Below are 26,839 nucleotides of genomic sequence, written 5' to 3'. Positions count from 1 at the left end.
CATACAGTCGAGCCCATGGAACTCACACCGACCGCCGAAAAGTTCATCCTGCATTGGGGCGAGATGGGCTCGCGCTGGGGCGTCAACCGCACCGTGGCGCAGATTCACGCCCTGCTCTATCTGCTGGGCCGCCCCGTCGCCGCCGACGAAATCGCCGAGGCGCTGGGCGTCGCGCGCTCGAACGTCAGCACGAGCCTGAAGGAGCTGCAATCGTGGCGGCTTGCCAAAGTCGTGCATGTGATGGGCGACCGGCGCGATCACTTCGAAACCTCCACCGATGTCTGGGAGCTGTTCAAACTGATTGTCGAAGGCCGCCGCCAGCGCGAAATCGACCCCACGCTCACGATGCTGCGCGACACGCTCGACGGCCCGGAGATCGCCAGGGAAAGCCGCGAAACCGAGCAGCGCATTCGCGACACGCTGCAGTTTCTCGAAACCCTGACGACCTGGTCCGACGAGATGCTGCGGTTGAAGCCGGAAACGCTCATGAAGACGCTAGGCATGGGCGCGAAGATCAGCAAGGTGGTCAGACGCAAATCTTGAGGTCGCAAAGGCAGGCTCTGGAAATCGGGAGCCTGTTTTTTTTGGCTCGTTATTTCTTTTAATACAGAAATAACAGTAATTTTAGCAATATCAGTCGCCAGGGAGGCTCACGCATGAATATCCTTGTTTGCGGTGCACACGGATTTATCGGCAGCGCCTTGTGCGCATCGCTCGAACGTCGCGGCCATCGCGTCGTGAAAGGCGTGCGCCATGCCACGCACGCCGATGAAATCCAGATCGACTTTGCAGCGCCTCCCGATTCTTTAACGTTGCGCGCGCAACTTGATGGCTTCGATGCTGTCGTCAACGCGGTGGGCATTCTTCTGGAGCATGGCGAGCAAACCTTCGACGCCGTTCATGTACGTGGCCCGATTGCGCTTTTCGATGCGTGCCAGCAGGCGGGCGTGAAGCGCGTCGTGCAAATATCGGCGCTCGGTGTGGAGACGGGAGCGGCGCCTTATTTCACGAGCAAACTGGCGGCGGACCGCCATTTGCAGAGCTTGCCGATCGACTGGCAGATCGTGCGACCCGCGCTGGTCTATGGCACACACGGCACGTCGGCGCGTTTCTTTCGCGCGCTCGCCAGCATACCGCTTCATGTGCTTCCGGCAGGCGGACACCAACGACTGCGGCACGTCCACGCGGACGATCTGGCCGAGGCCGTCGCGCGCCTGATCGATGCTCGTACGCCTGCGAGACAGACGCTCGATATCGTCGGCGGTGAAGAGGTCGAGTATCGCGAGATGCTGGCCGTCTTTCGCCGGGCACTCGGATTCGCGCCTGCGCCGAGCATGGGTATGCCTGCCGTGCTGGTTGGCGGCACGGCCGCGCTGTTCGAGCACGTGCCTGGCACGATGCTCACGCGCGATACCTGGCGCATGCTCCAGTCCGGCAGCACCGCCGATGTCGCCGCGACGACGGCGCTGCTCGAACGCGCGCCGATGGGTATTCGCGACTTCATCGCGCAGGACGAAGCCGCATCGTTGCGGCGCGAAGCGCTCGAAGCCTGGCGGTCCTACGCATTGCGTTTCGCGCTGGCCGTCATGTGGATCTGGAGCGCAATCGTCAGCGCATGGCTTCATCCGCAAGCGCAAAGCCTCGCGCTGCTGGCGCGCGTCGGCCTGCACGCAAGCGCGGCGCTGACTGCGCTTTACGCGGCCTCCGCGCTCGATTTCACGTTTGGTCTTGCCACAATCTTCTGGCCCGGAAGGCGTCTGTGGTGCGCGCAGATCGCCCTCATCGTCGCATACACCGCGATTATCGCGATCGCGCTGCCCGACCTCCTCACCGACCCATTCGGCTCGATCCTCAAGAACCTGCCGATTCTTACTCTGCTCCTGGTACTCCTGAGCGAGGAAGTCCGCCCATGAACGTCTATCTCGTCGTCAAGACCCTGCATATCCTCTCGTCCGTGCTGCTCGTGGGCACGGGGTTCGGGACTGCGTTCTATCTCTACTTCGCCAATCGCACGCGATCGGTGCCCGTGATCGCCGCCGTGGCGCGTCTGGTCGTGCGCGCCGACTGGTGGTTCACCACGCCCGCCGTGCTGTTCCAGCCCGCCAGCGGTCTTTGGCTCGCCCACGCGGCGGGTTGGCCCTGGCGGAGCCCGTGGATCGTCGCGACGCTCGCGCTCTATGGACTCGCGGGTGCCTGCTGGTTGCCGGTGGTATGGCTGCAGTTGCAGCTCGCCCATCTGGCCCGGACCGCGCACGCATCGCACGCGACGACGCTGCCCGCACGCTACTGGCAATACGCGAAGTGGTGGGAATGGCTGGGCTACCCGGCGTTCGTGGCAATGTTGCTGGTCTACTTCCTGATGGTGTTCAAGCCCAGTTGAGCGCCAGCAACGATTGTCGCTTCCAGCCACACATCGCCGATGCAGGCGCGGCATCGCGCAAATGCTTTTATTTCGAATTCAGGCCGGAAAAATGCTGGCGACAGCGTCCTGATCTTGACCGGCAATCTGCATCGGCGCACCGTAGCAGCGTTCGAGCAGATCGGTACGCATGATATCGCGCGGCGGGCCGTCGGCGATAGCGCGGCCATTGGCGATCAACACGAGTCGATCCGCGTGCCGCGCAGCGAGATTGCAGTCGTGTGCAATCGCGAGCGCGCCGATATTCCACGCGCGCGTGAGCCTGCGTGCCGTGGCGAAGAGCCGGTGTTGCTGAACGAGATCGAGCGCCGCCGTGGGCTCGTCCATCAGCAGATAGCGCGGCGGCATCTGATGGGCGTCGAGCGTCCACAATTGCGCGAGCGCACGCGCGAACTGCACGCGCGCGAATTCGCCGCCCGAAAGCGTAGTGATATCGCGATGCGCGAGCGGTGCCACGCCCGCCAGTGCGAGCATGTCCTGCACCAGCACATCGACGGAAAACGGCAATGCCGCGCCGTCCAGATGCGCGTAGCGGCCCAGTTGCACCACTTCGTTCACGGTCACCGCGAACGTATTGGGCACGCTTTGCGCGAGCACTGCCCGCAGTTGCGCCAGGCGCTGCGGCGCGATACGGCGCACATCTTCGCCATTGAGCGTGAGCGTGCCACTACTCGCGCGATCGGGAAAGCCGTGCAGCGTGAAATCGCCCGCCAGCGCCTTGAGCAGCGTGCTCTTGCCGACACCATTCTGGCCAAGCACGACGACGAATTCGCCAGGTGCAACGCTCAGCGAGAAATCATCGAACAGCAAACTTCCCCGGTAGCCGATACGCAGTTTTTCAATCGAAAGCATGGGTATTCTTTTCAGTTTTTTGCCGACGCGTTTATCCGCCGAACTGCCGTCGGCTGCGCAAAATCAGCACGATAAAGAACGGTGCACCCAGCAAGGCGGTGAGTACACCGAGCGGAATCTCGGCGGGAGCAACAAGCGTGCGCGCGGCAAGATCGGCGCCCACGGTCAGCAACGCGCCCAGCAGCATCGATCCCGGCAGCACCACGCGCTGATCGGGCCCGCATGACAGCCGGATGCAGTGCGGCGCAACCAGCCCGATAAAGCCGATCTGCCCTGTGCTCGACACCAGTGCGCCAATCGCCAGCGCAACCGCCAATAGTATGGAGTGCTTGACACGTCGCACGGGAACGCCAAGATAATGCGCCTCCAGTTCACCGAGTTGCATCGCATTGAGCGCGCGCGTGTGCGCGGCAATCGTCACGATGCCGGCGATCACGAACGGCGCGATGGCGCCGAGCGTGGACCACTTCGCATCGGCGAGACTGCCCAGGCTCCAGAACGTCAGCGAGCGCAATTGCGCATCGGTGGCCACGTAAGAGAGCGTGCCGATCACCGCGCCCGCAAGCGCGTTGGCGGCCACGCCGGCAAGCAGCAGGATCGGCAGCACCACACGGCCATTCGACGACGAAATCCGGTAGACACCCAGCGTCACGCCTAGCGCCCCCACGAATGCCGCAATCGCCGTGAGTTGGCCCGAACCCGGCGCGAAGCCGCCCTCGAATGCAGCGGGCCACCAGCCGGCCAGATGCGGCAACAGCACCGCACCGAACACGATCAGCAGCGAAGCGCCCAGCGCCGCGCCACTCGATACGCCGATCAAACCGGGGTCCGCGAGCGGGTTGCGCAACAGCGCCTGCAAGGCGCTACCCGCCGCACCGAATCCCGCGCCCACGAGCAGTGCAAGCGCGACGCGCGGCACGCGCAGTTCAAGCAGCACGAGCGCGGAGCGATCGGCTTGCGCGCCTGAATGCAGATCACCCGCCACAAGCGTCTGCCAAAGTGCGGTGGGCGACACCGGATAAGCGCCCATGCACACGGCCGCGAGCACGGCCAGCGCGAGCAATACGCCCAGCGCGGCAAACACCAGCGGCACGCGCGAACGCGACGTGCACACGGAAGCAGGCTCAGCTAGCGAAGGCTGCGCGAGTCGAAGAGTCTGCCTGGTCATCACGCTTTCGCCAGACTGCGATTGAGTGCGCTCACAGCCTCGGGCAAGCGCGGGCCGAAGCCAAGCAGGAACAGCGCATCGAGCGCGACCACCCGCGTCGAGCGCCCCGCAGGCGTCAGCACGAAGCCCGCCGAATCGAGCAGATGCCGCTTGCTGCCTGCGGCCTTGAGCGCGTCGTCTGTCGTCAGCACGATGTCGGGCTGCGCCGCCACGAGCGCCTCGGGCGTAAGTGCGCGATAGCCCGGGAAACCCTGCATCGCATTGCGTGCGCCTGCATAGGCAAGCATGGCGTCGGCGGCGGTATGCTGGCCCGCCACCATCGGCTGGTTACCTGCCGGGCTCATGAGAAACAGCACGCGCGGCTGGGTCGCGGGCCTGGGTGACTGGGCCACCTGCGCCGACGCCTCGGTCCACGCGCGATCGAAGCGCGCCAGCAGCGTTTGACCCGCGTTTTCAGCGTCCAGCGCGCGCGCCACGCCGACGATCTTCTCGCGCACCGAGGCCACATCGTGACCTTCGCCGAAGGTTGCGAGCTTCACGCCCGCATCGGCAACGCGTTGCAGCACCGATGGCGGTCCCGCCTCGGCGGAGGCGAGGATCAGCGTCGGCTGCAACGACAGCAGGCCTTCAGCGGACAGCGCGCGCTGATACCCGACCTTGGGCAGCGCTTGAGCCTGCGGCGGATAGGTGCAGGTCGTATCGGCGCCCACGAGCGTGTCGGCACGACCGAGCGCATAGACGATCTCGGCAAGCGCGCCGCCGATCACCACGACGCGCGGCGCGTCGGCCTTTGCCGGCGTCGGGGCCGCGCTCGCCAGCCTGGCAAAGCCCGTTCCCCTCGCCGCCAGTAGTAGCCCGCCCGTGCCGATCAGCAGGCGTCGCCGTCTGAAATCGAAACGATCGTCGCTCATGCGGTCACTCCCTCAACGACACGTTCAATGCGCGCAAGCCGCTGCACGGCTGCGCGCCAGTCTTCGCGTTCCGCCTGGCCGGGCTTGCGCGCGCCGAACAGCATGGCGATGTTCTCGCCTGCCGCATCGAAGAGTTCGACCGAGGTGACGATCCCATCGCTCGTCGGCTTGCGCACGATCCATGCGTGCGCAACGAGATTCGTGCGCAGATGCAGATTGAAATCCGCGTCGAGCACGTTGAGCCACGGACCCATCGTGCGAATCGTCTGCACCGGGCCGGTATGAATCTGGATCATGCCCGGATTGCCGACGAACACCATGATCGGCAACTGCGTGCCGGCGGCGTGGTTCAGCAGCGCTTCGATGGCGTCGGGCGTGATCGGCTCCGCATACGCGGCATCGGCCAGGTGTAGTGCCTGCAGACGGGTTACATCGAATTTACGCAGGATATCGAAGAATTCATGCGTGTCCGTCATCGCGGCCCACGCCGCGCGAAAACCCGCCACGTCGATCTGGGCATCGTCGCGCTGCGTCGCGCGCGGCTGCGCTGGCGCTACCGCCAGGCCCGCCTTCTGCACCGGCATTGCGTGAAGTTCGACCAGCGCGTCAAACGCCACGTGATCGCTTGCATCGCGCAGATAGATCTTGGTGATGGCCACGCCCTGCGCGTCGAAGAACTGCAGGCTTTCGCGCACGCCATCGTCGCAGGTTTCACGCACCGCAAACGCCGACGCCCACTTCGCATAGAAGATGCGTAGATCGATCGCACGGCCCACCGTCAGGCCCACCGGACCGTTGCGGCTCATCTTGCCGAATGTGCCGATTTTCTCGTGCACGACGGCATCGTTGCGCGTGAGCACCATGACCTCGCCGAGCAACGGCATCGCCTCGAAAAGCGCGGCGAATTGATCGACGCTGTGAGTATCGAGCCGCACGACATGCTCGCCCACAAAGGCCGCCAGCGCCTCGCCTTCGCTCACGCCCAGTTCCGCCGCCGCTTCGCGATGGCGCAGTTTGCGCGTCGTGCGCAGTTCGGTAAAGGCTTCGCGCAGCAGCGCGAGCGTGGCCGCATTCGCGGGGACTTGAAGAGAGGTTTGCGTCATGATGGTCCTGCCTGATTGCATTGAACGGTTGAATACGTCGCGTCAGAAGTCGATCTTCATCGCCACGTTGAAGTTGCGGCCCGGCGCGGTGTACGCGTTGATCTTCGCTGCGCTGTCGCTGTCCGAGAGGCCTCGCACGTCGTTCCAGATCCAGTATTTGCGGTCGAATACGTTGTCGATACCCGCCGTCACGCTCACGTGGCGCGTGATGTTGTAGCCCGCGTGCAGGTCGAGAATCGTGTACGACGGCGTCGAGAAATACGACGAGGTGGACATCGTCGATTTGCTCTTGCGCGAGTTGTAGGTCAGGTCGGCGCTGGCGAACCAGCGCTCGGTGGGCGCGTATTTCACGCCGAGCACGACCGCGAGCGGCGGCACCGTGTCCAGGCCCGAAGTCACACCGTCTTTGGTTTCGGTACCGTGAATCCACGCGAAACCGCCCTTCACTTCGAGGCTGTCGTTCACGTACCAGTCGGCCTTGCCTTCAAGACCTTGAATCGAGGCCTTCGAATAATTCACGTACTGCACCGTGTACGGATTGGTCGCGGAGGTAACGCTGCCGCCGATCACCTTCGTATCGATGAAGTTGCTATATCGGCCTGCGAACGCAGCGGCGCTGTAGTTCACCTGACCGTGCCCGACGCCAAGCTTGCCGCGCAGGCCCAGTTCGATCGAGTTGCTGGTTTCTGGCTTCAGGTCAGGATTGCCAACCTGTTGATAGTAAAGTCCGTACGAACCCGCCGGGTTATAGAAACTATTGACCTGGTAGGCCGACGGCGCGCGAAAGCCATGCGCGTACTGCACATAAGGCACGAACGCGGGCGAGACTTCGTAAAGCACCGCGAGGCGCGGCGAGATCGCGTTGCCCGTGGACGTCGTGGTCGGTTTGGTCGACGCGGCCGACATGGACTCGTAGGTCGCATCCGGATGCGGCGTCATGTCGTACCAGTCGAAGCGCACGCCCGGCACCACGCTCAGCCTGTTCCAGCGGATTTCGTCCTGCACGAAGGCGCCGAAATTCGTTTGCGTGGTCTTCGGGAATGCTTCCGGATAGCCGTCCGCGCTGATCACCCACTCCGATCCCGCCGAGCTTGCGGTGCTGTAGTGCGAAACGCTCGCGTCGAAGCCGTAGGTCAGCTTGTGCTGGAACGGGCCGGTCTCGAACGCGCTATCGGCCACCACGCTGCCGCCGAGAATGTTGTCGCCATAGTCGTTGGTGCGCGAGCGCGACGTCGTCGCGCCCCTGGAATTGGCGCCGCCGATATCCAGCGTCTGCCGCGTGGAGGCGTTGCGGTAATAGAGCGCCGCATGCAATTGCTGGAAATACGGGTTCGTGGCGTCGCGATGATCGTAGTCGAGCTGAACGCGATTGCTGTTCACCTCGTTGCCGGTCACGTAGCGATTGGCCGTGTAGCCACTCCATGTATACGCGCCGCCGAGCTGCGAAAGTCCGTCGCTTGAATTCGCATTACTAAGCGTTTCGGCAGTGATTTTCAGCGTGTCGCGCGGCGTCAATTTAAAAACCAGCTTGCCGAGCGCGCTACGATTGTTGTATGTCAGCGGGTCCGCTTCCGAGCGCGTCGCGCCCAGCGTGTTGCTATCGCCCTTGTTGTCGGTCTCATGACCGTGGCGGCCGGACAGCGCGATCATGCCCTGCACCACGTCGCCGCCGAAGGCGGCCGTCGCCGTCGATCCCCAGCTACGGTCGGTCGAGTCGTAGCCCGCCTTCAGCGAGAAATAGGTCGGCTTGTTGTAGATCGACAGCAGATCGCCCGGGTCCTTGGTCACGAAGTTGACCGCGCCCGTCAGGCCATCGCTGCCGTACAGTGCCGAGGTCGGCCCGCGCAGCACTTCGATGCGCTGATAGAGATCCGTGTTCAGATAATCGGCGCGGCCAGCCGACCCCGAACCGAACGCATAAGACTGCGGCAGCGGCACGCCGTCTTCGAGCAGCAACACCTGGTTGCCTTCGAGGCCGCGGATATTGATGCCTTCATTCCCCGCGCGACCCGACGCGCCCGTGATACCCGCCGGACGATAGGCCGAGTGGCGCACTTCGACGCCCGGCTCGTACTTGAGCGCGTCCTTGACGTCCTTGGCGTTGTTCTCGTCGATATCGTCGCTCGTGATGACCGAGACCGTGGCCGCCGTGCGGTTCGGGTCCGTGTTGCCGCCGCGCGTCGCCGTGACCGTGACGGCCTTGAGCGCCTGCTCGCGGCGCATGGCGTCGGCGCGTATGGGCTTGGCGGCGTCGCCGGTCGTGGCGCTTTGTGCGAGTGTCGCGTTGGCGGCCGCTTGAGCCGCTTGAGCCGGTTCAGCAGCCAGCGTCTGGCTGGCATAAAGCGCGCAGGCTTCGGCAATCAGCGCCGGCAGCACGCGCCGCACCAGTCTTTGATTGAAATGCATCGAATCTACCCCGTAGTCAGAATCCAGGCGCCCCGGTTTCTTACGAACCGAAAGCGAACTCGATCTTATCCTGGATGCAAACAATTCTCATTTACTTTTTAAAAATACGGGGAAGTTCGAGTGGATGGGATAGGATGAAGAATCGATTCGCGCTCACATAGCGCGAGTAAAAAGCGTTGGTTTATCAGCCAGTTAGTGCTGATCCTCCTGGCCACATAGAAACAGCCGCGTATGTATGTTTCCCCCACGCATACAGCGGGAAGCCCTTATATGCGTCATGGTTATCTGCAAAAAATGGGAGCGAATCGGCGTAAATCGGCAGAAATGTCCGGTCGCGAGTGCAAACACGCGCCGCGGAGCCCGCCCGGCGACGGAGCGAACCAGTAAAATCGCGCCATGGATCCGACCGCCACCCCGCAACGCCTGACCGACCGCAAACGCGCCGCCATTCTGGAAGCGGCCATCGAGGAATTTCTCGGCGCCGGTTACGACGCGACCAGCATGGACCGCATCGCCGCACGCGCGAGCGTCTCCAAGCGCACGGTCTACAACCACTTTCCGAGCAAGGAAGCGCTGTTCGCGGCGATCCTGATGCGGCTTTGGGATGCGAGCGAGAGCGGCGCGCCGCCTGCCTATCGCGCGGCCGAACCGTTGCGCCCGCAACTGCTTGCGCTGCTCGCGCGCAAGCTGCGCCTGATGGCCGACGAGTCATTTCTGGCGCTCGCGCGCGTGGCGATCGCGGCGGGCATCCACTCGCCCGAGCGCGCACGCGACATGGTCGCGCGCATCGGCGAGCGCGAGGAGGACGTGACCGTATGGATTCGCGCCGCCACCGCCGATGGGCGTCTGCGGATCGACGACCCGCTCTTTGCGGCGCAGGAACTGCAGGGAATGGTGAAGGCGTTCGCGTTCTGGCCGCAGGTGACGATGGGCCAACCGCCGCTGGATGCCGCGGGCCAGGCGCGCATCGCCGAGTCCGCCGCCGATATGTTTCTCGCGCGCTACGCCTGAACAAGCTAGCGCATCAACGCCCGCGCCCGAAGCAACGACGCGGGTTGTCGCGCGTCCTCGCGCCAGAACCGCCACGCCAGCAGACCCGCCAGCGCCTGTGCGCCGATCACGAACGCCACGCAACCGCTCCAGCCCCATAGCCGCCACGCGGCCACGGGCAGCACCGACCCGAGACTGCCGCCCAGGTAATAAAAGGAGAGATAGAGGCCGATGGCCGTGGGCCGCGCCGCGTCCGTGGTCTGCGAGATGAACGCATTAGCCGCCGCCTGCTCGACGAAAACAGCGGTCGAGCCGAGCGCGAGCCCCAGCAGGATCGGCACGAGACCGTGCGCGAGCGTGAGCAGCGCGCCCGCCAGCGCGAGCCACGCCGCCCACACGGCCAGATCGCGCGGCGAGCGATGGCGCGCGATGCGCCCCGCGAGCGGCGTCACCACCATCGCGAGCAGGAACACGGCGTAGATCGCGCCGATCTGCGCGGTGCCAAAGCGATAAGGCGGCTGCGCGAGCCGCAGCCCTGCAAAAGTAAAGGTCGCCACCTGCGAGGCGAGCACGCAGGCGCCGAAGCCAAAAGCCGCCAGCAGCGATGGCCGTGTGAATAGCTGCAGACGCGACGGCATTACGTGATCCCTCGCGCGAGCTTCGGCTTGCATCGGCGCCTGACGCGGCAGCCACGCGTATATCGCCGCGCCCGCCGCCAGGCTCAACGCCGCCACCACATCTAGCGCGTGCCGCCAGCCCAGCCCGGCCACGCACGCATTGGTCACGAAGCGCCCCGCGAAGCCGCCGAGCGTGGTCCCCGCGACGAACAGCGCGCTCACTTCCGCGGCTTCTTCGCGCGAAAAGCACTCGCCGATAAACGACACCGAAATCGCGAAAACAAACGGCATCAACATGCCGACAGCGAAACGTGCAGCGAGAAATGAGGCAAAGCCGCCCGCATGCGCGGCCCACAGCGCGGGCAGCGCCGACACCATCGCCGCGCCCGCGATCACCGTGCGGCGCGCGTACGGCGCGGCGATTGTGCCGACGAATGGCGCGATAATGGCGACGGCCAGCGTGGTCGCGCTCACACCCTGCCCCGCATGTTCGGCGCTGACGCCAAAGGCCGCCGCGAGTTCGCGCAGAATGCCCTGCGTGGCGTAGAGATTGAGAAAGGCCGCGCAGCCGCAAAGAAAGAACGCCGCGCGCAAGGGCTTGCCTGACATGAATGGTTTCCGTGACGATAGCTGTCCATTCAGTCTGCCGGGCGCGCGCGCCCTCGGCCAATACCGATTTTGTGCTGATTCATACCGGAAGCCTCACATGCTCGACCTGCGCCGCCTGCGCTACTTTGTGACCGTCGCCGACGAACTGCACTTCGGCCGCGCCGCCGAACGCCTGCACATCGCCCAGCCGCCACTCACGCGCCAGATCGCCGCGCTCGAAACAGAACTGGGGATTCGCCTCTTCGAGCGCTCGACGCGCGCCGTCATGCTCACGCCCGAAGGCGCGCAATTTCTCGACCATGCGCGCCGGGTACTCGATGCGGCCGCCAGCGCCCAGACCTCGGCACAGCGGCTCGCAAGCGGCGCGACCGGACGCCTCGCAATCGGCTACACCAGTTCCATTCCGATGTCGCGCGTGTTCAGCGAGATCGTGCGCGCCTTCGGCCGCGCGGCACCTGAAGTGGAATTGAGCTTTCGCGAAGTGGCGAGCGTCGATCACCATCGGCAGATCGCGGCGGGCGTGCTCGACATCGTGTTCGGCTGGGCCGCGACGGAACCCGCGCCGCCGGAGATCGCGCAGCGAATCGTGGCAAGCGAGCCGCTGGTTGCCGCGGTGCCGTCCGGCAGCGCGCATGCCGCGTGCGACGTGATCGACTTCGCCGCGCTCGCTGCCGAGGCCTTCATCACCTATCCGCCGGGACAAGGTTCCGCGCTCAATGCGGCACTCAACCGCCTATGCGCGAAAGCCGGTCTCGCGCCGCGCCTGGGGCCGACCGCCACGCAGGTCGCGACGCTCGTGGCTCTCGTCGCCGCCGAACGCGGCGTGGCGATCGTGCCCGCTTCCGTGGCGGCGTTGCAGATGCCGGGCGTGCGCTACGTGCCGCTTGCGGGCGAAGCGCCGCTCGCACAGACGCTGCTCTGGCGTGCGAACGACGCATCGCGTTGTGCGCTGCGCTTCGTCGAATTCGCGCATGAAATTGCCCAACGAGCGCCATCCACGTAAAGCCGCGCCATGCCGAAATCCCATTCGAAGCCCCACTCGCAGCACCTGCGCCAGCCGCCCTTCATCGATACGCTGCCGGTCCCCGTGTACTTCCGCACCGAGCACATGCCGTCGCACGCCACCTATCCGTCGATGTGCCATCCGTGGGGCGAGTTCGTCTATTCGTTCAGCGGCATCACCGAAGTCACGACGCGCGAGGACTACTTTCTCGCCCCGCCTCATATGGCCTTGTGGATCGCCCCCGGCACCGAGCACGTCGGCTTCAATCACGCCGAGACGGTCCATTGCTCGGTCTATATCAAGCGCGAGTTGTGCGCCGCGCTGCCCGCGCAGACCTGCGCGGTGATGGTGTCGCCGCTCGTGCGCGCGATGCTCGAACATCTGCGCGCGCTGCCGCCGCAGGGCCACGACGGTGTCGAATCGCCCACGCGTGCGCGCTTGCTGCGCGTGCTCGTCGATCAACTCGGCACTTGCGCGACGACCGGCAGTTATCTGCCACATCCGGACGACCCGGAACTGGACGCCGTGCTCAAGGTCTTTCACGACAATCCCGCCGATAACCGGCCGCTCGCCGATCTCGCCGCCGCGTTCCATATGAGCGAGCGCACGCTCATGCGCCACGCGCAGCGCGAACTGGGGATGTCACTGACCGAATGGCGCGCACGCCTGCGCCTGGTGCGCGCGCTGCCGCTGCTGCAGGCGGGGCGCAGCGTCGAATCGGTGGCGCTCGATCTGGGCTATGCGACTTCGTCGGCGTTCATCGCGATGTTTCGGCGTCTCACGGGCACGAGTCCCGGCAAGTTCATCGCGCGGCCCGCCAATCATCAGGTGTCCGGATAATCTTTGAAGCGGCCAGCGTGTCAGGCCGCGCGCAACGCTTCGGAAGGACGCATGCCGAACATACGGCGATAGTCGGTTGCGAACTGGCTCAGATGCCAGAAGCCCCACGCCGCCGCCACGTCCTGCACGGAACCGGCCGCGCGGCCGCATAGATCGCGCCGCGCGCCGTTCAGGCGCAGCGCGCGCAGATAAGTCGCTGGGGCCATGCCCAGCACGTCCTGGAAGCAGTATTGCAAGGTGCGCCGGCTCACATGCAGTTGCTCGCAGAGTTCGGGCACGCCGACCGGACGCGAGCGATGCGCGAGCACGTAATCGCGCGCCTGCGCGACGATCCAGCGGCGACGCGAAGGCGGATCGGCCAGCCCATCCGTATTGCCTGCCTCGTCATCGCGCGCCGTGCAGGCGTCGAAGAGCGCCGCCAGCAATTCCGCCTGCGCGTCGTCGCGCTCCACGTCGGAGAGCATGTCGTCGTCCGCATCCGTGTCTCCCAGCCGTTGCGCGAGCAGGGCGCAAAGCTGCGCGAGACGCGCCGCGCCCGCTCGCACCGTCGGCGCGGACGGCAGGCGCGCGTCGAGCGGCACGCGTTCGACGGTTTCGGCGTAATGGCGCAGCACGTCGCCGCGCACGACCACGCCGTAGATCGAAAACTGCGCGGGCGTGAGCAACTCGAATTCGACGTTGCCGGGCCGCACGGCAATCGCGTGTTCGCCGAACGGCTGCGAATCGATGCGCGCCTGGCCGTCGAGCGCCGCGGGAATGCCGAACCAGTACGCGTCGCCCCGCACCTCGCACGCCTGACGCAGCGTTTGGCTCGTGGTTTCGCAGAAAATCTTCATGGTGTCGAGCGGGATTTCCGTGAGCGTGCCGACGAAGCGGCCCGCCGCGAGCTGATCGTAGGTCTGCCGCCAGCCGACCAGATTGCGCGCCTGTTCGTCGGCGTCATGCGCGACGCTCACGACCGCGCGGCCGGCAGGCACCTGCGCGCCCTGGGCATTCAGGCGGGTGTCCGCCGCAGTCTGTTCGATGCGCGTGGCCGCTTGATTCATGGGTGACTCCTTGCGCATGGGTTGGGTCGAAAACGATCTGCTTTCGACGCAAAATCCGCGCCAGGGCTGTGCGGGGCTTGTGCGGCGGGAACGAAGTGCGTGCGCATGTCACTTTTGTGTCGGTCATGTGCCGTTGCGGCACACCCAGGCGCGCGTGGCGCGATTTATCGATGTTCAATATCGGCGCATCCGCGCGAGATACGCCGCGCCCCTCGCCCTAAAAGCGTGCATGTCAGGCGGGATTCAACCAGGCGGCCTCGACCCGTCCCGCAGCCTGCTGCTGCGGCAACGTCGCATCGCTATCGTCCTTCAGGCCCACGCCGGTCAACTGGAGCCGCCGCGCGTGCGTAAGCAGATAGTGCAGCTTGTGCGCCGCCGCCTCGTAAGGCAGCCCCTCGGGCCGCACGTTCGAAATGCAGTTGCGCAACGCGTCGTGGCAACCCACCTTCGGCGCCCACGTGAGATACACGCCCAGGCTATCGGGCGAACTCAAACCCGGCCGCTCGCCGATCAGCACGGCGACCAGTTTCGCACCGAGCAATTCGCCGATCTCGTCGCCCAGCGCGACGCGCGCCTGACGCGCCACCACCACCGGGCCGATACGCCATGGCGCCGTGTCGGCATCGTCTTCGAGACGCCTGCGCACCGCCTGCAACAGCGGCACGGCCTGCTTCGCGGCCGCGAAGGCCGACAGCCCGTCGCCGACCACAAACACCACGTCGGGGGCTTCCTGCGAAGCGTTCGCGAGCGCCTCGCGGCTCTCGTCGCCCAGCCGTCTGCCCAGATCGGGCCGACGCAGATAGTGCTGCCGGTCAGCAGCCGCGCTCTGCGCGCCAAGTGTCGAAAAGCCCTGCGCTTCCAGTTGCGCGCGCAACGTGTCCGCGTCGAGCGGCTGATGCACCGCGTCGCGCGCCTGCGCGTGCGAGAGATTGAACGCGAGCAGCGGCGCGGTCGGCAGGCCGTTGCCCGCGCGGCCCAGCGCGATGCGCGCGTTCGTGAACGCCTTGAGCCCCGCCCAGGGGTTCTTTTCGACGGCATCGCTCATAGGCCCATCCATTCGGTCGCGCCCGCCAGCAGCGGCACGCGCGCCGAAGCCGGCAGCAGCTCGCCCTTCGCATCGGCGATCTCCATCGTCTCCAGCCATTCCTCGAACTCGGGCGCGCGGCGCAGGCCGAGCACCTCGCGCACATACAGCGCGTCATGAAACGAGGTGCTCTGGTAATTGAGCATCACGTCGTCGGCGCCGGGAATGCCCATGATGAAGTTGATGCCCGCCGTGCCCAGCAGCGTGAGCAGCGTATCCATATCGTCCGAATCGGCTTCGGCATGATTGGTGTAGCAGATATCGCAACCCATCGGCACCCCTAACAACTTGCCGCAGAAATGGTCTTCCAGTCCGGCGCGGATGATCTGCTTGCCGTCGTAGAGATATTCCGGACCGATGAATCCCACCACCGTATTGACGAGGAACGGATCGTAGTGGCGCGCGACCGCATAGGCGCGCACTTCGCAGGTCTGCTGATCGACGCCGAAATGCGCGTTCGCGGACAGCGCGCTGCCCTGTCCCGTCTCGAAGTACATGAGGTTATCGCCGACCGTGCCGCGCTTGAGCGAGAGCGCCGCTTCGCGCGCCTCGCCCAGCAGCGCGAGCGAGATGCCAAAACTGGCGTTGGCTTTTTCGGTGCCAGCGATCGACTGGAACACCAGATCGACGGGCGCGCCTTTTTCGATGGCCGCGATCGTATTGGTGACGTGCGTGAGCACGCACGATTGCGTGGGCACGCGATAGCGCTCGCGAAAGCCATCGATCATCGTGAGCAGCTTGACGATGGCCGCAAGGCTGTCCGTCGCCGGATTGATGCCGATCATCGCGTCGCCACAGCCGTACATGAGGCCGTCGAGCATGGACGCGGCAATGCCCTTCACGTCGTCGGTGGGATGGTTGGGCTGCAGGCGCACCGACATGCGCCCCGGCAGCCCCACCGTATTGCGAAAGCGCGTAATCACGGGGCGCTTGCGCGCCACCGCGATCAGGTCCTGGTTGCGCATGATCTTCGAGACCGCCGCCACCATCTCGGGCGTGAGGCCCGGCCCGACGCGTTCGAGCGCCGCGCTATCCGCTTCGGGCGACAGCAGCCAGTTGCGGAAGTCGCCTACGGTGAGATGCGAAACCATCGCGAACGCCTGTGCGTCGTGACTATCGACGATCAGGCGCGTGACTTCGTCGCTCTCGTAGGGAATCAGCGCCTCGTTCAGGAAGGTCTTGAGCGGCACGTCGGCCAGAGCCATCTTCGCGGCGACGCGCTCTTCCTCACTCGCCGCCGCCACGCCCGCGAGCTGGTCGCCGCTGCGCAGCGGACTCGCCTTCGCCAGCAGGGTCTTGAGGTCCGCGAAACGGTAGGTACGCGGACCGATCGTCTCCGTATAGGCCATTCGGTTCAACTCCTGCGCTCTGGCATCGTGCAGACATTCATTGTGCGCTCATTCCTCCAGCAGCGCGCCGGACGTTTCCAGCGCTTGCGCCGATTGTGCCGATTGTGCCGATTGTGCCGATTGTGCCGATTGTGCCGATTGTGCCGATTGTGCCGATTGTGCCGATTGTGCCGATTGTGCCGATTGCGCCGCTTGCGTGGCGGCCTCGCGTTGCGCGCGGGTCGCCAGAAAATAAGCATAGCCCAGCGCCAGGAAGCCCACGAATATCACGGCGACGAGCGCATTGAAATACACCATCGTGCCGAGGCAAACCAGTGCGGCGAGCAGCGCGAAGGCCGGAAAGAACGGATAGAGCGGCGCGCGGAACGGCCGGGCCAGGCGCGGTTGCGCGCGGCGCAGCTTGAAGAGCGCGGCCATGCTGACGATATACATGACGATCGCGCCGAACACCGACATCGTGACGATATTCGCGGTAAGCGTCTGGCCGCCGAACTGGATCAGCTCGTCGCTATAGATGGCCGCGATGCCGATCACGCCACCCGCGATGATCGCGCGATAAGGCGTCTTGAAGCGCGGGTGCACCTTGGCGAGCCACGCGGGCAGATAGCCTTCGCGAGCGAGCGCGAAAATCTGCCGCGAATAACCAAGAATGATGCCGTGGAACGACGCGACCAGACCGAACAGGCCGAGCCACACGAGCATATGCATCCAGCCGCTGTGCTCGCCGACGATGTATTTCATCGCTTGCGGCAGCGGGTCGTTGATGTTGGCGAGTTGGGTCCAGTCGCCCGCGCCGCCCGCAAACACCATCACGCCCACGGCAAGCGCCACCAGCGTCAGGATGCCGGCGACGTAGGCAATCGGAATGGAGCGCCTGGGGTTCTTCGCTTCTTCGGCGGCCATGGCCACGCCTTCGATGGCGAGGAAGAACCAGATCGCGAACGGGATGGCCGCGAACATGCCGTGGAACGCGCCCAGCGAGAAGTGATCGCTACCCGACCAGCCTCCCTTCATGAAGTGGTCCCACGTGAAGCCCGGCGACACCACGCCCATGAATACGAGAAGTTCGAAGATCGCCAGCACCGTGACCACCAGCTCGAACGTGGCGGCAATCTGCACGCCCACGATGTTGAGCGCCATGAATACGAGGTAAGCGCCCATCGCGGCATGTTTCGGTTCGAGGCCCGGGAACTGCACGTGCAGATACGCGCCGATGGCGAGTGCAATCGCCGGCGGCGCGAACACGAATTCGACCAGCGTGGCCGCGCCCGCGAGATAGCCGCCTGCGGGACCAAACGCGCGGCGCGCGTAGGCGAACGGGCCGCCCGCATGGGGAATCGACGTGGTGAGTTCGGTGAAGCTGAAAATGAAGGTGGTGTACATGGCCGCCACGAACAGCGCCGTGACGACGAAGCCCAGCGTGCCCGCGCTCGCCCAGCCGTAGCTCCAGCCGAAATATTCGCCGGAAATCACGAGCCCGACGGCAATGCCCCACAGTTGCCACGTGCCGAGCGTCTGCTGAAGCGCGGGCGCGGCGCTGGGGCCGCTGCCCCCCTTATGGCCTTTCGACTCTGCGTGCATGGTGTTTTCTCCTCGATGAATGGAACCATGCTAGAGAGTCATTAATCGACGTGTTATCGAAAATCGGCAATCCACGATTCTTACACTATCCATACAATTTCTGGGCGCTTGCCGTTCGATCTCTTAAGGGGCACCTAAGCGTATACCCCGCAGAATGCTTCGCCATGCTGCCGTCCAACCCTCGCAGCGCCCGCATTCATCGAGGAACATCCGTTGTCCTGCCTGCCTTGCTGCGCCTGCCTTGGGGAACGAATGCCGGGATGCAAAGGCCTGGCCATGGCCGCGAATGAGCGACAATCCCCCAACGAAGCGAACTGGAGCACCACAATGCGCCTCCTGCTGGTGGAAGACGACGAGATGATCGCCGAGCCGGTGCTCGACGGCATGCGCCGCGAAGGCTACGCCGTCGACTGGGCGAAGGACGGACGCGAGGCCGAACTCTCGCTCGCCAACGACGTGTATGACCTCGTCCTGCTCGATCTGGGCCTGCCGAAGAAGGACGGCGTGACAGTGCTGTCCGCCTACCGGCGGCGCGGCGGCGAAGCGCCGATCCTCATCCTCACCGCGCGTGACAGCGTGACCGACCGCGTGAGCGGACTCGACGCGGGCGCCGACGACTATCTCGTCAAACCTTTCGATCTCGACGAACTGGCCGCGCGCGCCCGCGCGCTGCTGCGCCGGCGCACGGGCCGCAAACAGCCGGTCTACGCGCATGGCAATCTCACGCTCGACCCGGCCGCGCACGAAGTCACGATGGACGGCGCGCCCGTCGCGCTCGTGCCGCGCGAATTCGCGCTGCTGCACGTGCTGATCGAGGAACCGGCGCGCGTCCTCACCAAGGCGGAGCTCGAAGAGCGGCTCTACGGCTGGGGCGAGGAAGTGGGCAGCAACACCATCGAAGTGCATGTGCACAGTCTGCGCCGCAAGATCGGCGCGGAACAGATCGTGACGGTGCGCGGCGTGGGCTATCGGCTCAAGAGGGCGCAATGAGATCGATCAAGCGGCGCCTGCTGGGCTGGCTGATCTGCGGCTTCGCGATCGGATCGGCGATGGCGGGCTTCGGCATCTTCCACACGGCGCGCAACGAGGCGAGCGAACTGTTCGACTACGAACTGCGCGCGGTAGCGCTCTCGCTGCCCTTGAATCTGCATGCGGGCCACGGCGGCGAGCAGCACGAGCCCGACATGCAGGGCATCGCCGACGATCGCATCCTCATCGAAATCTGGGACCGCGACGGCACGGCGATCTATCACTCGACGCAGGACGCGCCGCTGCCGCGCAATCCCTCGGGCTTCCATACCTTCGAGTATGAGGAATCGAATTGGCGCACTTTTGGCGTGCAGCAGGCCAATCGCTTCGTGCAGGTCGCGCAGCCAATCTCCGTGCGCGAGGCGCTGGCGCTGCGGCTCGCGCTGCACACGGTCTGGCCGCTCGCGCTGTTCGTGCCGGTGGCCATCGTGCTCGTGCTGCTGGTAGTGGCGCGCGGGCTGGCGCCCGTGGGGGCGCTCTCGGCGCTGCTGTCCGCGCGCTCGCACAACACGCTCGGGCCGCTCAGGCTCGACGGTTCCGTGCCGATCGAACTGCGCCCGCTCGTCGTCGCGCTCAACGATCTGCTCGCGCGCCTGAACACGGCTTCGCAGGCGCAGCGCACCTTCATCGCCGATGCCGCGCACGAACTTCGCTCGCCGCTTGCCGCGCTCAAGCTGCAATTGCAGGCCGCCTTCCGCGACGGGACGCTCAGCGGCGAACCGCAAACGACCGAGCGCATCGAAACGCGTCTGAACCGCTTGATCCGGCTGGTGCAGCAATTGCTCACGCTCGCGCGCGAAGACGCCCAGGCGGAACTGCCCGTGGCCGACGTGAGCCTGCGCCGTCTCGGCGAACAGGCAATCGGTGATCTCTCGCTGCTCGCCGAGGACAAATCCATCGATCTCGGGCTGGAACTGCGCCCGCCCGTGCGCGGCGACGACGCCTGCAACGTGGCCGCCGACCCACACGGTCTCGCCACGCTCCTCAGCAATCTGCTCGACAACGCGATCCGCTATACGCCGCCCGGCGGCAAGATCGATCTCGTGCTCACGCGCGCGAACAATCGCGTGGGCTTCGACGTGGTGGACAATGGACCGGGCATTCCCGAAGAGCATCTGGAACGCGTGCTGGATCGCTTTTACAGGGCCAATCATGTGCCGGGCACCGGCAGCGGCCTGGGGCTGTCGATCGCGATGCGTATCGCGCAGCGGCACGGTCTGAAGCTGGTCCTGCGCAATAATCCTGGCGGCAAGGGGCTGACCGCTTCGGTAAGCGGGCTGGTGGCGCAGGAAGAAACGGAGGCGAAGGCGCAGGTGTGAACGAGGGCGGCGCTGTTCTGCTGCCCTCGTTCATTCACTAAGGAATGCTATTCAAGCTGTCGTCATCGACTGAGCTGAAATGCGCCTCGTCTTTAGAACGTCGTCCTCAAGCCGACCATCACACTGCGTCCTCCCTCGGGCGCGATGTCGCGCACCACGGAACTCGCGTAACGCACGTCCTGATTCGTGAGATTGTCGCCGCGCACATAGGCGAGCCAGTTCGTCGATCCCACATGGAACTTGTAGGTCAAGATCAGCGCGACCGTGGTATAGCCATCGGTCGGCAGATCGTCCTCGGGCACGCGATGCTGCGCCCACGCGTGCACGAGTTCCGCGCGCGCGCCGAACGGCCCATAACCGTAATCGCCCGCCAGCGTCGCGCGCAGCGGCGCGATGCGCGGCAGCGGTGCGCCCGTATCGACGTCGCGCGCGTGCGTGTAGTCGGCGGTCAGCGACACATCGACACGATGCGCGCCCTTCTCGAACACGCGCCATTTGCCGTCGATTTCCACGCCGTAGAATTCCGCGCGTACGCCGCGATAGACCGCTTCGTTGAGCGCGTCGTCGGTGCCGGGGGGCACGACCTCGTCATCGTCGTTCACGAGGCGGCCCGTGTTGTACTCGGTCAGATAGTTGCTGAAACGGCTGTAGAACACGCCCGCGCTCGCCTTGTTCGGGCCGCGCTCGAAGCGCAGCGAAAGATCGGTCGAAACCGCCTTCTCTTTCTGCGCATCCGGATTGCCGATCAAATACTGCCCCGTCGCGTCGTGCGGGCCGTTTGCGTATAGCTCGTAAAACGTGGGCGCGCGTTCCGTATACGCCACATTGCCCACCACCGACCAGGCCGGCGCCAACTTGTAGAGCGCACCCGCAGAGACGCTGCCCGCATTGAAATCGCGACCTTGCGCCGAGGCGAATTTGTCGTTGCCGTTCGGCGTCGGATCGAGCTTCACGTGCTCGTAGCGTGCGCCAACGCTCAGCTTGAGCGCGGGCGTGACGTTCCATTCTTCGAGCCCGAACAGCGCCACGTTGGTGGTCTGCGTGGTGGGCACGAGCGCTTCGTCGCCGAGCGCGGAGAACGTATTCTGGCTCACCTGTACGCCAATCGCGCCCTCGAAGGGGCCGATTTTCTGGTGACGCGCTTCCAGCCGCGCTTCGTAGCCGTGATTGCGGAACGTCGTGCCCACGGTGCCGTCGTCGATCTCGCGGTGCTCATAGTCGGTGTAGCCGAAGTCGAACTTGAGCTGGCTGAACGGGCCGCTCAGATTACGCACTTCCGAGGCCACGGCCACGTGATCCTGATGCATGCGCAAACGCACGTCGTCCTCTGCCACCGATCCATAGTCGCTCTGGAAACCGTTGTACGAGACGCCCGCGTAGCCGTCAGCCCAGGTGTACGACGTGCCGACCGCGCCGCCGTGCCAGCGGCCATCGCTGTTCGGAATGCTGCCGTAGGGCTCGCTCGCATCGGCGCCGTCGAGGGCGCGCTGGGCCGCCGAGTGCGCGAAACCGGGGATGCGCTCGTTGCTGGTGTCGCGGTCGAAGGCATCTACGTGGAAGGCGAACTGGCCGTTGCCGCCCTCCACCTGCGCGGCGCCCGCGCGCGCGTCGTTGGCGCCGCCGTAGCTGGCGTCGACGGCGCCCGTCACGCCCTGGATCGGCTCGCGCGGGATACGGTTGTCGATCGTGTTGACGACACCGCCAATCGCATTGCCGCCGTAAAGCAGCGCCGCCGGACCGCGCACGATTTCGACGCGCTCGACCGTGAGCGGGTCCTGCGGCACGGCATGGTCGTACGAAAGCGACGAAGCGTCCCAGGCCGCGACGCCGTTCTGCAACATGCGGATGCGGTCGCCGTCCATGCCGCGGATGATCGGGCGGCCGACCATCGGGCCGTAGGTCGTCGTCGACACGCCGGGCAGGCCGTTGAGGGTTTCGCCGATCGAATTGGCCGCGCGCAGCGTCAGCGCATTGCCGTCGAGCGCCGTTGCGGGCGCAATGAGATCGGCGTCGCCGAGCGGATTCGCGGTGACAAAGACGGGCGCGAGCGTGGCTTCGGGCGTGGTGCTGCCGGTGCGGCTTGCGCCGCTGCTGGTGCCACCATTCACGGATTGCGCATGGACGAGCACGCTCACGAGCGCAAGCGAAACCGGCGTGAGACGCAGCAGCGTCGAGCGGGATGAAAAGGCGCGTCGCGGACGTCCGGCGCGCCGCATCGATGAAAGTTCAGGCTGGGTTGAAGTCGCCACGATGGTCGTTATTTGAGTCTTGATTTGCGTCGTTGGAATAAGGCGCGGCGCACGGGCGATTCCCCTGGCCCATGCGCGCTGCGCGGGATGAGCTTTACGTTGCTGCCGCAACAGCCGACACAAATGTTACGTTATAACATTACCAATTGTGAAGATAAATTTCAGTTGGCTTGCCGCGCAGGCATGGGTGAAAAACGCTGGATGACGCGCCTGGCAAGGGTTGCAGGCGGAGGCGGGGTACTTTCGGGAGTCTTGCAACAAGGGGCGCGGGCGCGCATGTTGACGCCACCCAGACATTGGCGCAATCGCGACTTTCGTCGTCCACCCCGACCTCCATGGCCGCGGGTCTTGTCGTCCAGCAAAGTTGTTTCGTGAACGCAGTCGACGACCGAATTGCACCCGCCGTCAGTTGCCTGCACGGCGAGCCCTATCTCGTCTCGCACGCCGATGCTTCACCGATGCGGATTCGCCCTGCCACGCAGTTTGGCGCGCAACGTGCCGGCAATGCGCTATGGACGGTGACGTTCCGAGTCAAACGCCCGTCCGCCAACTTGCACCACGCCGTCCCTATATCGAGCCCGAAGCGTGCAAGGCCGATCGAGCGCGTCGCCCTGCAACAGCGTAATGTTTCGCTCCAGCGACAAGGCCAGCGCACCCGCCGCCACTCCCGTCGCGGGATCTTCGAAACGCGCATCGAGATGGTTGAAATTCCGACCTGCGTAGACACCGTCGCCAGGTTGGCAATACACGTACAGGCCTGAAACACCGTGTTGGCGGCTCCAGTTGGCGATGCCTTCAAGATCGGGTTGCAGTGCAGCCAGCGCGGATTGATCCGCCACTTCCACCAGCAGCTTCGGGCTGCCAACCGAAGCCAGTCGTGGTGTGCCGACCAGTTCGGCGGAGTTCACTCGAAGCAAACGCGCCACTTCCTCGACGTTGCTGACCCAATCCGGACAACGCTGCGCCTGCAGACTGATGAAGATCGCCTCGTCGATCCGCTCGATTTCCAGCACCTGGCGATGCATGCTGGTAACGAAGCGAATTCGTTCGCTATCCGGGTTGCGGTTGAAAAACACCGCGCTTGCGGCGAGCGTCGCGTGCAGACAAAGCGGGCTGCGCCTATGCGGGTAGTAGAAGTCGAGTTGCTTGTCACCCGCGGCATCCTCGTCCACGAATACCGTCGCATTGGCGTCCTGCGTTTGGGCGAACGCCAGCCGTTGCGCTTCATTTGAAGCCGATCCCTCAACAACGATCGCTGCGTTGCCGCTTTCGTCGTTGCGGCCGAAACAAAGTAGACGATGGGTTTTCATTCGCACTCGGGCGTTGAGGTGAAATTGTGCGGTCAACGTCCAGACTTCCGGCCTGGCATCGCGAAGAAAGAGCACGACAAAAAAGACCGCTGTACGTGAGTAACAGCGGTCTTTATACAGGGAACACGTCGGGATTTGAACTCTGTCGCACCCGATTCAAACGCTTGATCGCGTTGCTTACTGCCCAGCCGGCGACTTCACGGATGGCCTGGCCAAGGTGTTGTTCGCGCCGTATGCGGTTGTATCGGCCGTTGCCCCCGTGTTCGCGCCATTGGACATGCTCGAGTTCATCGCTCCCGCGCTCATGCCACTTTCCGAATTCGCGGCGCCTGTCGTGCCATAACCGCTATTCGTGCTCGTATCACTAACCGGCGACTTGACGGACGGCGTTGCCAGCGTGTTGTTCTGCGCATAAGCCACGCCCGACAACGTTAGTGCAGCAACCGCCGCGATGAGCGTGCTGGTTGTCTTCTTCATCATCATGTGCTCCTCCTTGGTTCGAATGGAATCTGGACCTCAATGATCCTTTCATATTTCTCGATGACGATCGAATCCACGCCATTTCATATCAAGTTTAGAAAATCAGTCGCCAATAATTAAGCGCATTCTTCGCAATGGTGAGTTTCCATTTTTAACGCCAAACGGCTAACGCCCCCATTCAGGAATCGAGCTGGAAGCCAGCGGGCGTGGTTCGTGCAGGTAACGCTGAAGGTGGTCCGCTGATTGATGGTGGCGCCCGGCAGGCCGTTGGTCCCGAAGGCCAGTGGATTTGCGGAGATCGCATAATTTGCCTGCAGGCACCTGAAAGAGATATTTGCCCGTTACAAGCGGCTGAATAACGCCCACCAAGGCAATTCGCTACTTTAAATACGATTTAAATAACGCTTCGCAACGATTTAAAGATCATTTAGAAACCACACCGAGTTACCATAAAAAAACAGATTTTCTTCCAGATGCCGTGTCGTGAAGACACGCTGCGCGAATCTGCTGTTGAACCTGTTGCGCAGGCAAGTTCTTGTCCACGATCAGTCCGTTGACGGAGATTCCTTCAGGGCTATGGGTTGGATTGCGGACAGGTGGGCGCATTCCGCGACCTGCCGTCGCGCTTGAGCATCGGTCTCAAGATTGAAGGATCTTCAATTCACACAGGAAGATCGCCTTCTGCATACGCAAACGTTTTCCCACCTCAAAATTTTTCTGCATCCCTATGGGATTGATTGTAAAGAACATTTTCAGTAGTTTCTTAAAAATTTTGCCATGCACCCTAAATATAGTCAGACGAATGACGTTATGAAGGGGGAACGCCCGCAGCCACGTGGCAGCCAACCAGCGCCGCAAGCGGCCGCTAACTGCGCTGCGTCACCCTTGGTCAAATCGGTACAGACGCATGACACTCACTATTCGAGCGCGTATCGCACTCACCTTCGCTCTTCTCGCCGCCCTGCTCACCGTGTCCGGCGTGCTGGGCTTCATTAGCACGGAAAAGGCCAATAGCGCCAACCGCGACACCTATCGCAACAAGCTCGCCGAATCGACGGCGATCGACAATGCGGAGATCTACATCGCGCGCACGCGCCTCGTGCTCGACCGCGTGGCGCTGCATCCGGAAGCCTCCACCGTGCCCGATCAGCTCGACCGCGCCTCCGGCTTCTTCAAGAACTCCGACGAGTGGTGGACGAAGTTCCAGCAAATGCCGCACGAGCCGGACGAATTACCGCTGATCGCCAGGACCACCGAGCGCCGCACCGCCATGCGCGACGCCGTGTCGGCCTTTACCAAGGCACTGCAGGCCGGCGACAAGGAGACCGCCGACAACATCGCGATGACGCAGCTCTCCGATCTCTACAGCAAGATGAGCGACGCCAACAACGAGGTCAAAAAGCACCTCTACGAAAACGCCAGGACGCGCTACGACGAAGCCGAATCGAACTTCTATCTGTTCTCGACTGTGAGCGGCGTGATGGTCGTGCTCGGTCTCGTGGCCGCCGGTCTCGGCTGGGTCATGCTGCGCCGCGCGATCATGAGCCCGCTCAACTACGCACTCGAAAGCCTCCAGGAAATCTCCTCGGGCAACTTGAGCAAAGCGGTGCGCGCGCAACGAAACGATGAAATGGGTCTGCTGCTGGAAAGCATCGAAAAGACCCGCAAGGAACTCGGCAACGTCACGGGTTCCGTGCGCTCGGGCAGCGAATCGGTGTCGGTCGCCACGCGCGAGATCGCGGCGGGCATGATCGACCTGTCGGCACGCACCGAGGAACAGGCCGCGTCGTTGCAGGAAACGGCCGCCAGCATGAACGAGCTGACGTCCGCCGTGAAGCAGAACACGGACAATGCACGCACCGGCAGCGATCTTGCGTACACCGCCGCAAACGTTGCCACGCGCGGCACCGAAATGGTCCAGCGCGTCGTCGATACGATGAGCGAGATCGAAGGCAGCTCGCGCAAGATTTCCGACATAACCGCGCTAATAGAAGGCATTGCCTTCCAGACCAATATCCTCGCGCTCAACGCGGCGGTGGAAGCCGCACGGGCGGGCGAACAGGGGCGCGGGTTTGCCGTGGTGGCGAGCGAAGTGCGCTCGCTTGCGCAGCGCTCGGCATCGGCGGCCAAGGAAATCAAGGATCTGATCGCGAACTCGGTCGAGACCGTTTCGCACGGCACGGAACTCGTGTCGTCGGCGGGCGCGACAATGGCCGAACTGCACACCGCAGTCGAGCGGGTCACGGCGATCATGAATGAAATTGCTTCGGCATCCGAACAACAGCAAAGCGGCATCGAGCAGGTCGACACCGCCGTCACGCAGATGGACGAGGTCACGCAGCAGAACGCCGCGCTCGTCGAGCAGGTCACGGCCGCCGCGCAAGCGCTCGACACGCAGTCGAGCAAGCTCAGCAGCACCGTGCAGGTTTTCCGGGTGGCCTGACGCCTCCAAAGCGTTTCAGCGTCCCCATTTG

At 64.3% G+C, this 26,839-nt stretch carries 21 protein-coding genes and 1 pseudogene; 9 read left to right on the top strand and 13 right to left on the bottom strand.

Features of this window, described 5'->3' with window-relative positions; translation table 11 throughout:
* Positions 1-15 precede the first annotated feature (15 nt).
* The 3 genes from B0G62_RS18015 (at position 16) to B0G62_RS18005 (ending at position 2,380) form a co-directional block, all read left to right on the top strand.
* Complete coding sequence (locus B0G62_RS18015) at positions 16-543, top strand: GbsR/MarR family transcriptional regulator (RefSeq protein WP_103705576.1); 528 nt, start codon at positions 16-18, stop codon at positions 541-543.
* 113 nt (positions 544-656) lie between these two features.
* Entirely contained in the window at positions 657-1,913 is a 1,257-nt protein-coding gene (locus B0G62_RS18010) for an SDR family oxidoreductase (protein ID WP_103705575.1), read from the top strand.
* Positions 1,910-2,380, top strand: a complete 471-nt coding sequence (locus B0G62_RS18005; protein WP_103705574.1) for a DUF2269 family protein — start codon at positions 1,910-1,912, stop codon at positions 2,378-2,380. Before B0G62_RS18010 ends, B0G62_RS18005 begins: the two co-directional genes overlap by 4 nt.
* Before the next feature lie 78 nt (positions 2,381-2,458).
* On the opposite strand, the gene B0G62_RS18000 is transcribed toward B0G62_RS18005, so the two are convergent.
* Genes B0G62_RS18000 through B0G62_RS17980 form a run of 5 tightly spaced genes read right to left on the bottom strand, consistent with a single transcriptional unit; the run spans position 2,459 to position 8,859 of the window.
* Positions 2,459-3,271 (bottom strand): ATP-binding cassette domain-containing protein, encoded by an 813-nt coding sequence (locus B0G62_RS18000; protein ID WP_103705573.1) that lies wholly within the window; start codon positions 3,269-3,271, stop codon positions 2,459-2,461.
* Between the two features lie 31 nt (positions 3,272-3,302).
* On the bottom strand, positions 3,303-4,439 hold the full coding sequence (locus B0G62_RS17995; protein WP_103705572.1) for a FecCD family ABC transporter permease: 1,137 nt from the start codon (positions 4,437-4,439) through the stop codon (positions 3,303-3,305).
* Positions 4,439-5,350 carry a heme/hemin ABC transporter substrate-binding protein gene (locus B0G62_RS17990; protein WP_103705571.1) on the bottom strand — a complete coding sequence of 304 codons (912 nt, stop codon included), beginning with the start codon at positions 5,348-5,350 and terminating at the stop codon, positions 4,439-4,441. The genes B0G62_RS17995 and B0G62_RS17990 overlap by 1 nt, the downstream gene beginning before the upstream one ends.
* Positions 5,347-6,453 carry a hemin-degrading factor gene (locus B0G62_RS17985; protein ID WP_103705570.1) on the bottom strand — a complete coding sequence of 369 codons (1,107 nt, stop codon included), beginning with the start codon at positions 6,451-6,453 and terminating at the stop codon, positions 5,347-5,349. Before B0G62_RS17985 ends, B0G62_RS17990 begins: the two co-directional genes overlap by 4 nt.
* 42 nt (positions 6,454-6,495) lie before the next feature.
* On the bottom strand, positions 6,496-8,859 hold the full coding sequence (locus tag B0G62_RS17980) for a TonB-dependent hemoglobin/transferrin/lactoferrin family receptor (protein ID WP_103705569.1): 2,364 nt from the start codon (positions 8,857-8,859) through the stop codon (positions 6,496-6,498).
* Between the two features lie 396 nt (positions 8,860-9,255).
* On the opposite strand from B0G62_RS17980, the gene B0G62_RS17975 reads away from it, so the two are divergent.
* Complete coding sequence (locus B0G62_RS17975) at positions 9,256-9,870, top strand: TetR/AcrR family transcriptional regulator (protein WP_103705568.1); 615 nt, start codon at positions 9,256-9,258, stop codon at positions 9,868-9,870.
* A gap of 5 nt (positions 9,871-9,875) precedes the next feature.
* Here B0G62_RS17975 and B0G62_RS17970 read toward each other — a convergent pair whose 3' ends face one another.
* The gene (locus B0G62_RS17970) at positions 9,876-11,075 is read right to left on the bottom strand and encodes an MFS transporter (RefSeq protein WP_103705567.1); all 1,200 of its coding nucleotides are present in this window, start codon (positions 11,073-11,075) and stop codon (positions 9,876-9,878) included.
* A 97-nt stretch (positions 11,076-11,172) separates the two neighbouring features.
* On the opposite strand from B0G62_RS17970, the gene B0G62_RS17965 reads away from it, so the two are divergent.
* Positions 11,173-12,078, top strand: coding sequence for a LysR substrate-binding domain-containing protein (locus B0G62_RS17965; RefSeq protein WP_103705566.1), 906 nt, complete (start codon positions 11,173-11,175; stop codon positions 12,076-12,078).
* Between the two features lie 9 nt (positions 12,079-12,087).
* Complete coding sequence (locus B0G62_RS17960) at positions 12,088-12,918, top strand: AraC family transcriptional regulator (protein ID WP_103705565.1); 831 nt, start codon at positions 12,088-12,090, stop codon at positions 12,916-12,918.
* A gap of 20 nt (positions 12,919-12,938) precedes the next feature.
* Here B0G62_RS17960 and B0G62_RS17955 read toward each other — a convergent pair whose 3' ends face one another.
* The 4 genes and pseudogenes from B0G62_RS17955 to eat all read right to left on the bottom strand — a co-directional run.
* Positions 12,939-13,964: a helix-turn-helix domain-containing protein gene (locus tag B0G62_RS17955; protein ID WP_103705564.1), complete on the bottom strand. Its 1,026-nt coding sequence runs from the start codon at positions 13,962-13,964 to the stop codon at positions 12,939-12,941.
* 232 nt (positions 13,965-14,196) lie between these two features.
* Positions 14,197-15,009 carry an ethanolamine ammonia-lyase subunit EutC gene (gene eutC / locus B0G62_RS17950; protein ID WP_103705563.1) on the bottom strand — a complete coding sequence of 271 codons (813 nt, stop codon included), beginning with the start codon at positions 15,007-15,009 and terminating at the stop codon, positions 14,197-14,199.
* On the bottom strand, positions 15,006-16,397 hold the full coding sequence (locus tag B0G62_RS17945; protein ID WP_103705562.1) for an ethanolamine ammonia-lyase subunit EutB: 1,392 nt from the start codon (positions 16,395-16,397) through the stop codon (positions 15,006-15,008). Before B0G62_RS17945 ends, eutC begins: the two co-directional genes overlap by 4 nt.
* A gap of 198 nt (positions 16,398-16,595) precedes the next feature.
* A pseudogene (gene eat / locus B0G62_RS17940) lies at positions 16,596-17,978 on the bottom strand (ethanolamine permease); the annotation flags it as partial.
* A gap of 327 nt (positions 17,979-18,305) precedes the next feature.
* Here eat and B0G62_RS17935 point away from each other — a divergent pair.
* Complete coding sequence (locus B0G62_RS17935) at positions 18,306-18,968, top strand: response regulator (protein WP_103705561.1); 663 nt, start codon at positions 18,306-18,308, stop codon at positions 18,966-18,968.
* A complete protein-coding gene (locus B0G62_RS17930) occupies positions 18,965-20,326 on the top strand; it encodes an ATP-binding protein (protein ID WP_103705560.1) in 1,362 nt (453 codons plus the stop codon). Before B0G62_RS17935 ends, B0G62_RS17930 begins: the two co-directional genes overlap by 4 nt.
* 92 nt (positions 20,327-20,418) lie before the next feature.
* On the opposite strand, the gene B0G62_RS17925 is transcribed toward B0G62_RS17930, so the two are convergent.
* The 3 genes from B0G62_RS17925 to B0G62_RS17915 all read right to left on the bottom strand — a co-directional run bounded on the left by B0G62_RS17925 (position 20,419) and on the right by B0G62_RS17915 (position 24,362).
* Positions 20,419-22,542 (bottom strand): TonB-dependent receptor, encoded by a 2,124-nt coding sequence (locus tag B0G62_RS17925; RefSeq protein ID WP_103705559.1) that lies wholly within the window; start codon positions 22,540-22,542, stop codon positions 20,419-20,421.
* 542 nt (positions 22,543-23,084) lie between these two features.
* Positions 23,085-23,885: a PhzF family phenazine biosynthesis protein gene (locus tag B0G62_RS17920; RefSeq protein WP_103705558.1), complete on the bottom strand. Its 801-nt coding sequence runs from the start codon at positions 23,883-23,885 to the stop codon at positions 23,085-23,087.
* 177 nt (positions 23,886-24,062) lie between these two features.
* Entirely contained in the window at positions 24,063-24,362 is a 300-nt protein-coding gene (locus tag B0G62_RS17915) for a hypothetical protein (RefSeq protein ID WP_103705637.1), read from the bottom strand.
* Positions 24,363-25,272: 910 nt separating this feature from the next.
* Between B0G62_RS17915 and B0G62_RS32505 the strand changes: the two genes are divergently transcribed.
* A complete protein-coding gene (locus B0G62_RS32505; RefSeq protein ID WP_103705556.1) occupies positions 25,273-26,808 on the top strand; it encodes a methyl-accepting chemotaxis protein in 1,536 nt (511 codons plus the stop codon).
* The last annotated feature ends 31 nt before the right edge of the window (positions 26,809-26,839 follow it).

Origin of the sequence: Paraburkholderia eburnea (genome assembly GCF_002917095.1) — a bacterium.
GTDB lineage: Bacteria > Pseudomonadota > Gammaproteobacteria > Burkholderiales > Burkholderiaceae > Paraburkholderia > Paraburkholderia eburnea.
This window is presented reverse-complemented; position numbering and strand designations above follow the sequence as displayed.

Bases quoted from the DNA above. Each gene is read 5' to 3' on its own strand.
- B0G62_RS17925 (WP_103705559.1), bottom strand. From the start codon at position 22,542: ATGCGGCGCGCCGGACGTCCGCGACGCGCCTTTTCATCCCGCTCGACG.
- B0G62_RS17970 (WP_103705567.1), bottom strand. From the start codon at position 11,075: ATGTCAGGCAAGCCCTTGCGCGCGGCGTTCTTTCTTTGCGGCTGCGCG.
- B0G62_RS17955 (WP_103705564.1), bottom strand. From the start codon at position 13,964: ATGAATCAAGCGGCCACGCGCATCGAACAGACTGCGGCGGACACCCGC.
- B0G62_RS17975 (WP_103705568.1), top strand. From the start codon at position 9,256: ATGGATCCGACCGCCACCCCGCAACGCCTGACCGACCGCAAACGCGCC.
- B0G62_RS17985 (WP_103705570.1), bottom strand. From the start codon at position 6,453: ATGACGCAAACCTCTCTTCAAGTCCCCGCGAATGCGGCCACGCTCGCG.
- B0G62_RS17945 (WP_103705562.1), bottom strand. From the start codon at position 16,397: ATGGCCTATACGGAGACGATCGGTCCGCGTACCTACCGTTTCGCGGAC.
- B0G62_RS17930 (WP_103705560.1), top strand. From the start codon at position 18,965: ATGAGATCGATCAAGCGGCGCCTGCTGGGCTGGCTGATCTGCGGCTTC.
- B0G62_RS17960 (WP_103705565.1), top strand. From the start codon at position 12,088: ATGCCGAAATCCCATTCGAAGCCCCACTCGCAGCACCTGCGCCAGCCG.
- B0G62_RS18010 (WP_103705575.1), top strand. From the start codon at position 657: ATGAATATCCTTGTTTGCGGTGCACACGGATTTATCGGCAGCGCCTTG.
- B0G62_RS17920 (WP_103705558.1), bottom strand. From the start codon at position 23,885: ATGAAAACCCATCGTCTACTTTGTTTCGGCCGCAACGACGAAAGCGGC.
- B0G62_RS32505 (WP_103705556.1), top strand. From the start codon at position 25,273: ATGACACTCACTATTCGAGCGCGTATCGCACTCACCTTCGCTCTTCTC.
- B0G62_RS17980 (WP_103705569.1), bottom strand. From the start codon at position 8,859: ATGCATTTCAATCAAAGACTGGTGCGGCGCGTGCTGCCGGCGCTGATT.
- B0G62_RS17995 (WP_103705572.1), bottom strand. From the start codon at position 4,439: ATGACCAGGCAGACTCTTCGACTCGCGCAGCCTTCGCTAGCTGAGCCT.
- B0G62_RS17935 (WP_103705561.1), top strand. From the start codon at position 18,306: ATGCGCCTCCTGCTGGTGGAAGACGACGAGATGATCGCCGAGCCGGTG.
- eutC (WP_103705563.1), bottom strand. From the start codon at position 15,009: ATGAGCGATGCCGTCGAAAAGAACCCCTGGGCGGGGCTCAAGGCGTTC.
- B0G62_RS18015 (WP_103705576.1), top strand. From the start codon at position 16: ATGGAACTCACACCGACCGCCGAAAAGTTCATCCTGCATTGGGGCGAG.
- B0G62_RS18005 (WP_103705574.1), top strand. From the start codon at position 1,910: ATGAACGTCTATCTCGTCGTCAAGACCCTGCATATCCTCTCGTCCGTG.
- B0G62_RS17915 (WP_103705637.1), bottom strand. From the start codon at position 24,362: ATGAAGAAGACAACCAGCACGCTCATCGCGGCGGTTGCTGCACTAACG.
- B0G62_RS17965 (WP_103705566.1), top strand. From the start codon at position 11,173: ATGCTCGACCTGCGCCGCCTGCGCTACTTTGTGACCGTCGCCGACGAA.
- B0G62_RS18000 (WP_103705573.1), bottom strand. From the start codon at position 3,271: ATGCTTTCGATTGAAAAACTGCGTATCGGCTACCGGGGAAGTTTGCTG.
- B0G62_RS17990 (WP_103705571.1), bottom strand. From the start codon at position 5,350: ATGAGCGACGATCGTTTCGATTTCAGACGGCGACGCCTGCTGATCGGC.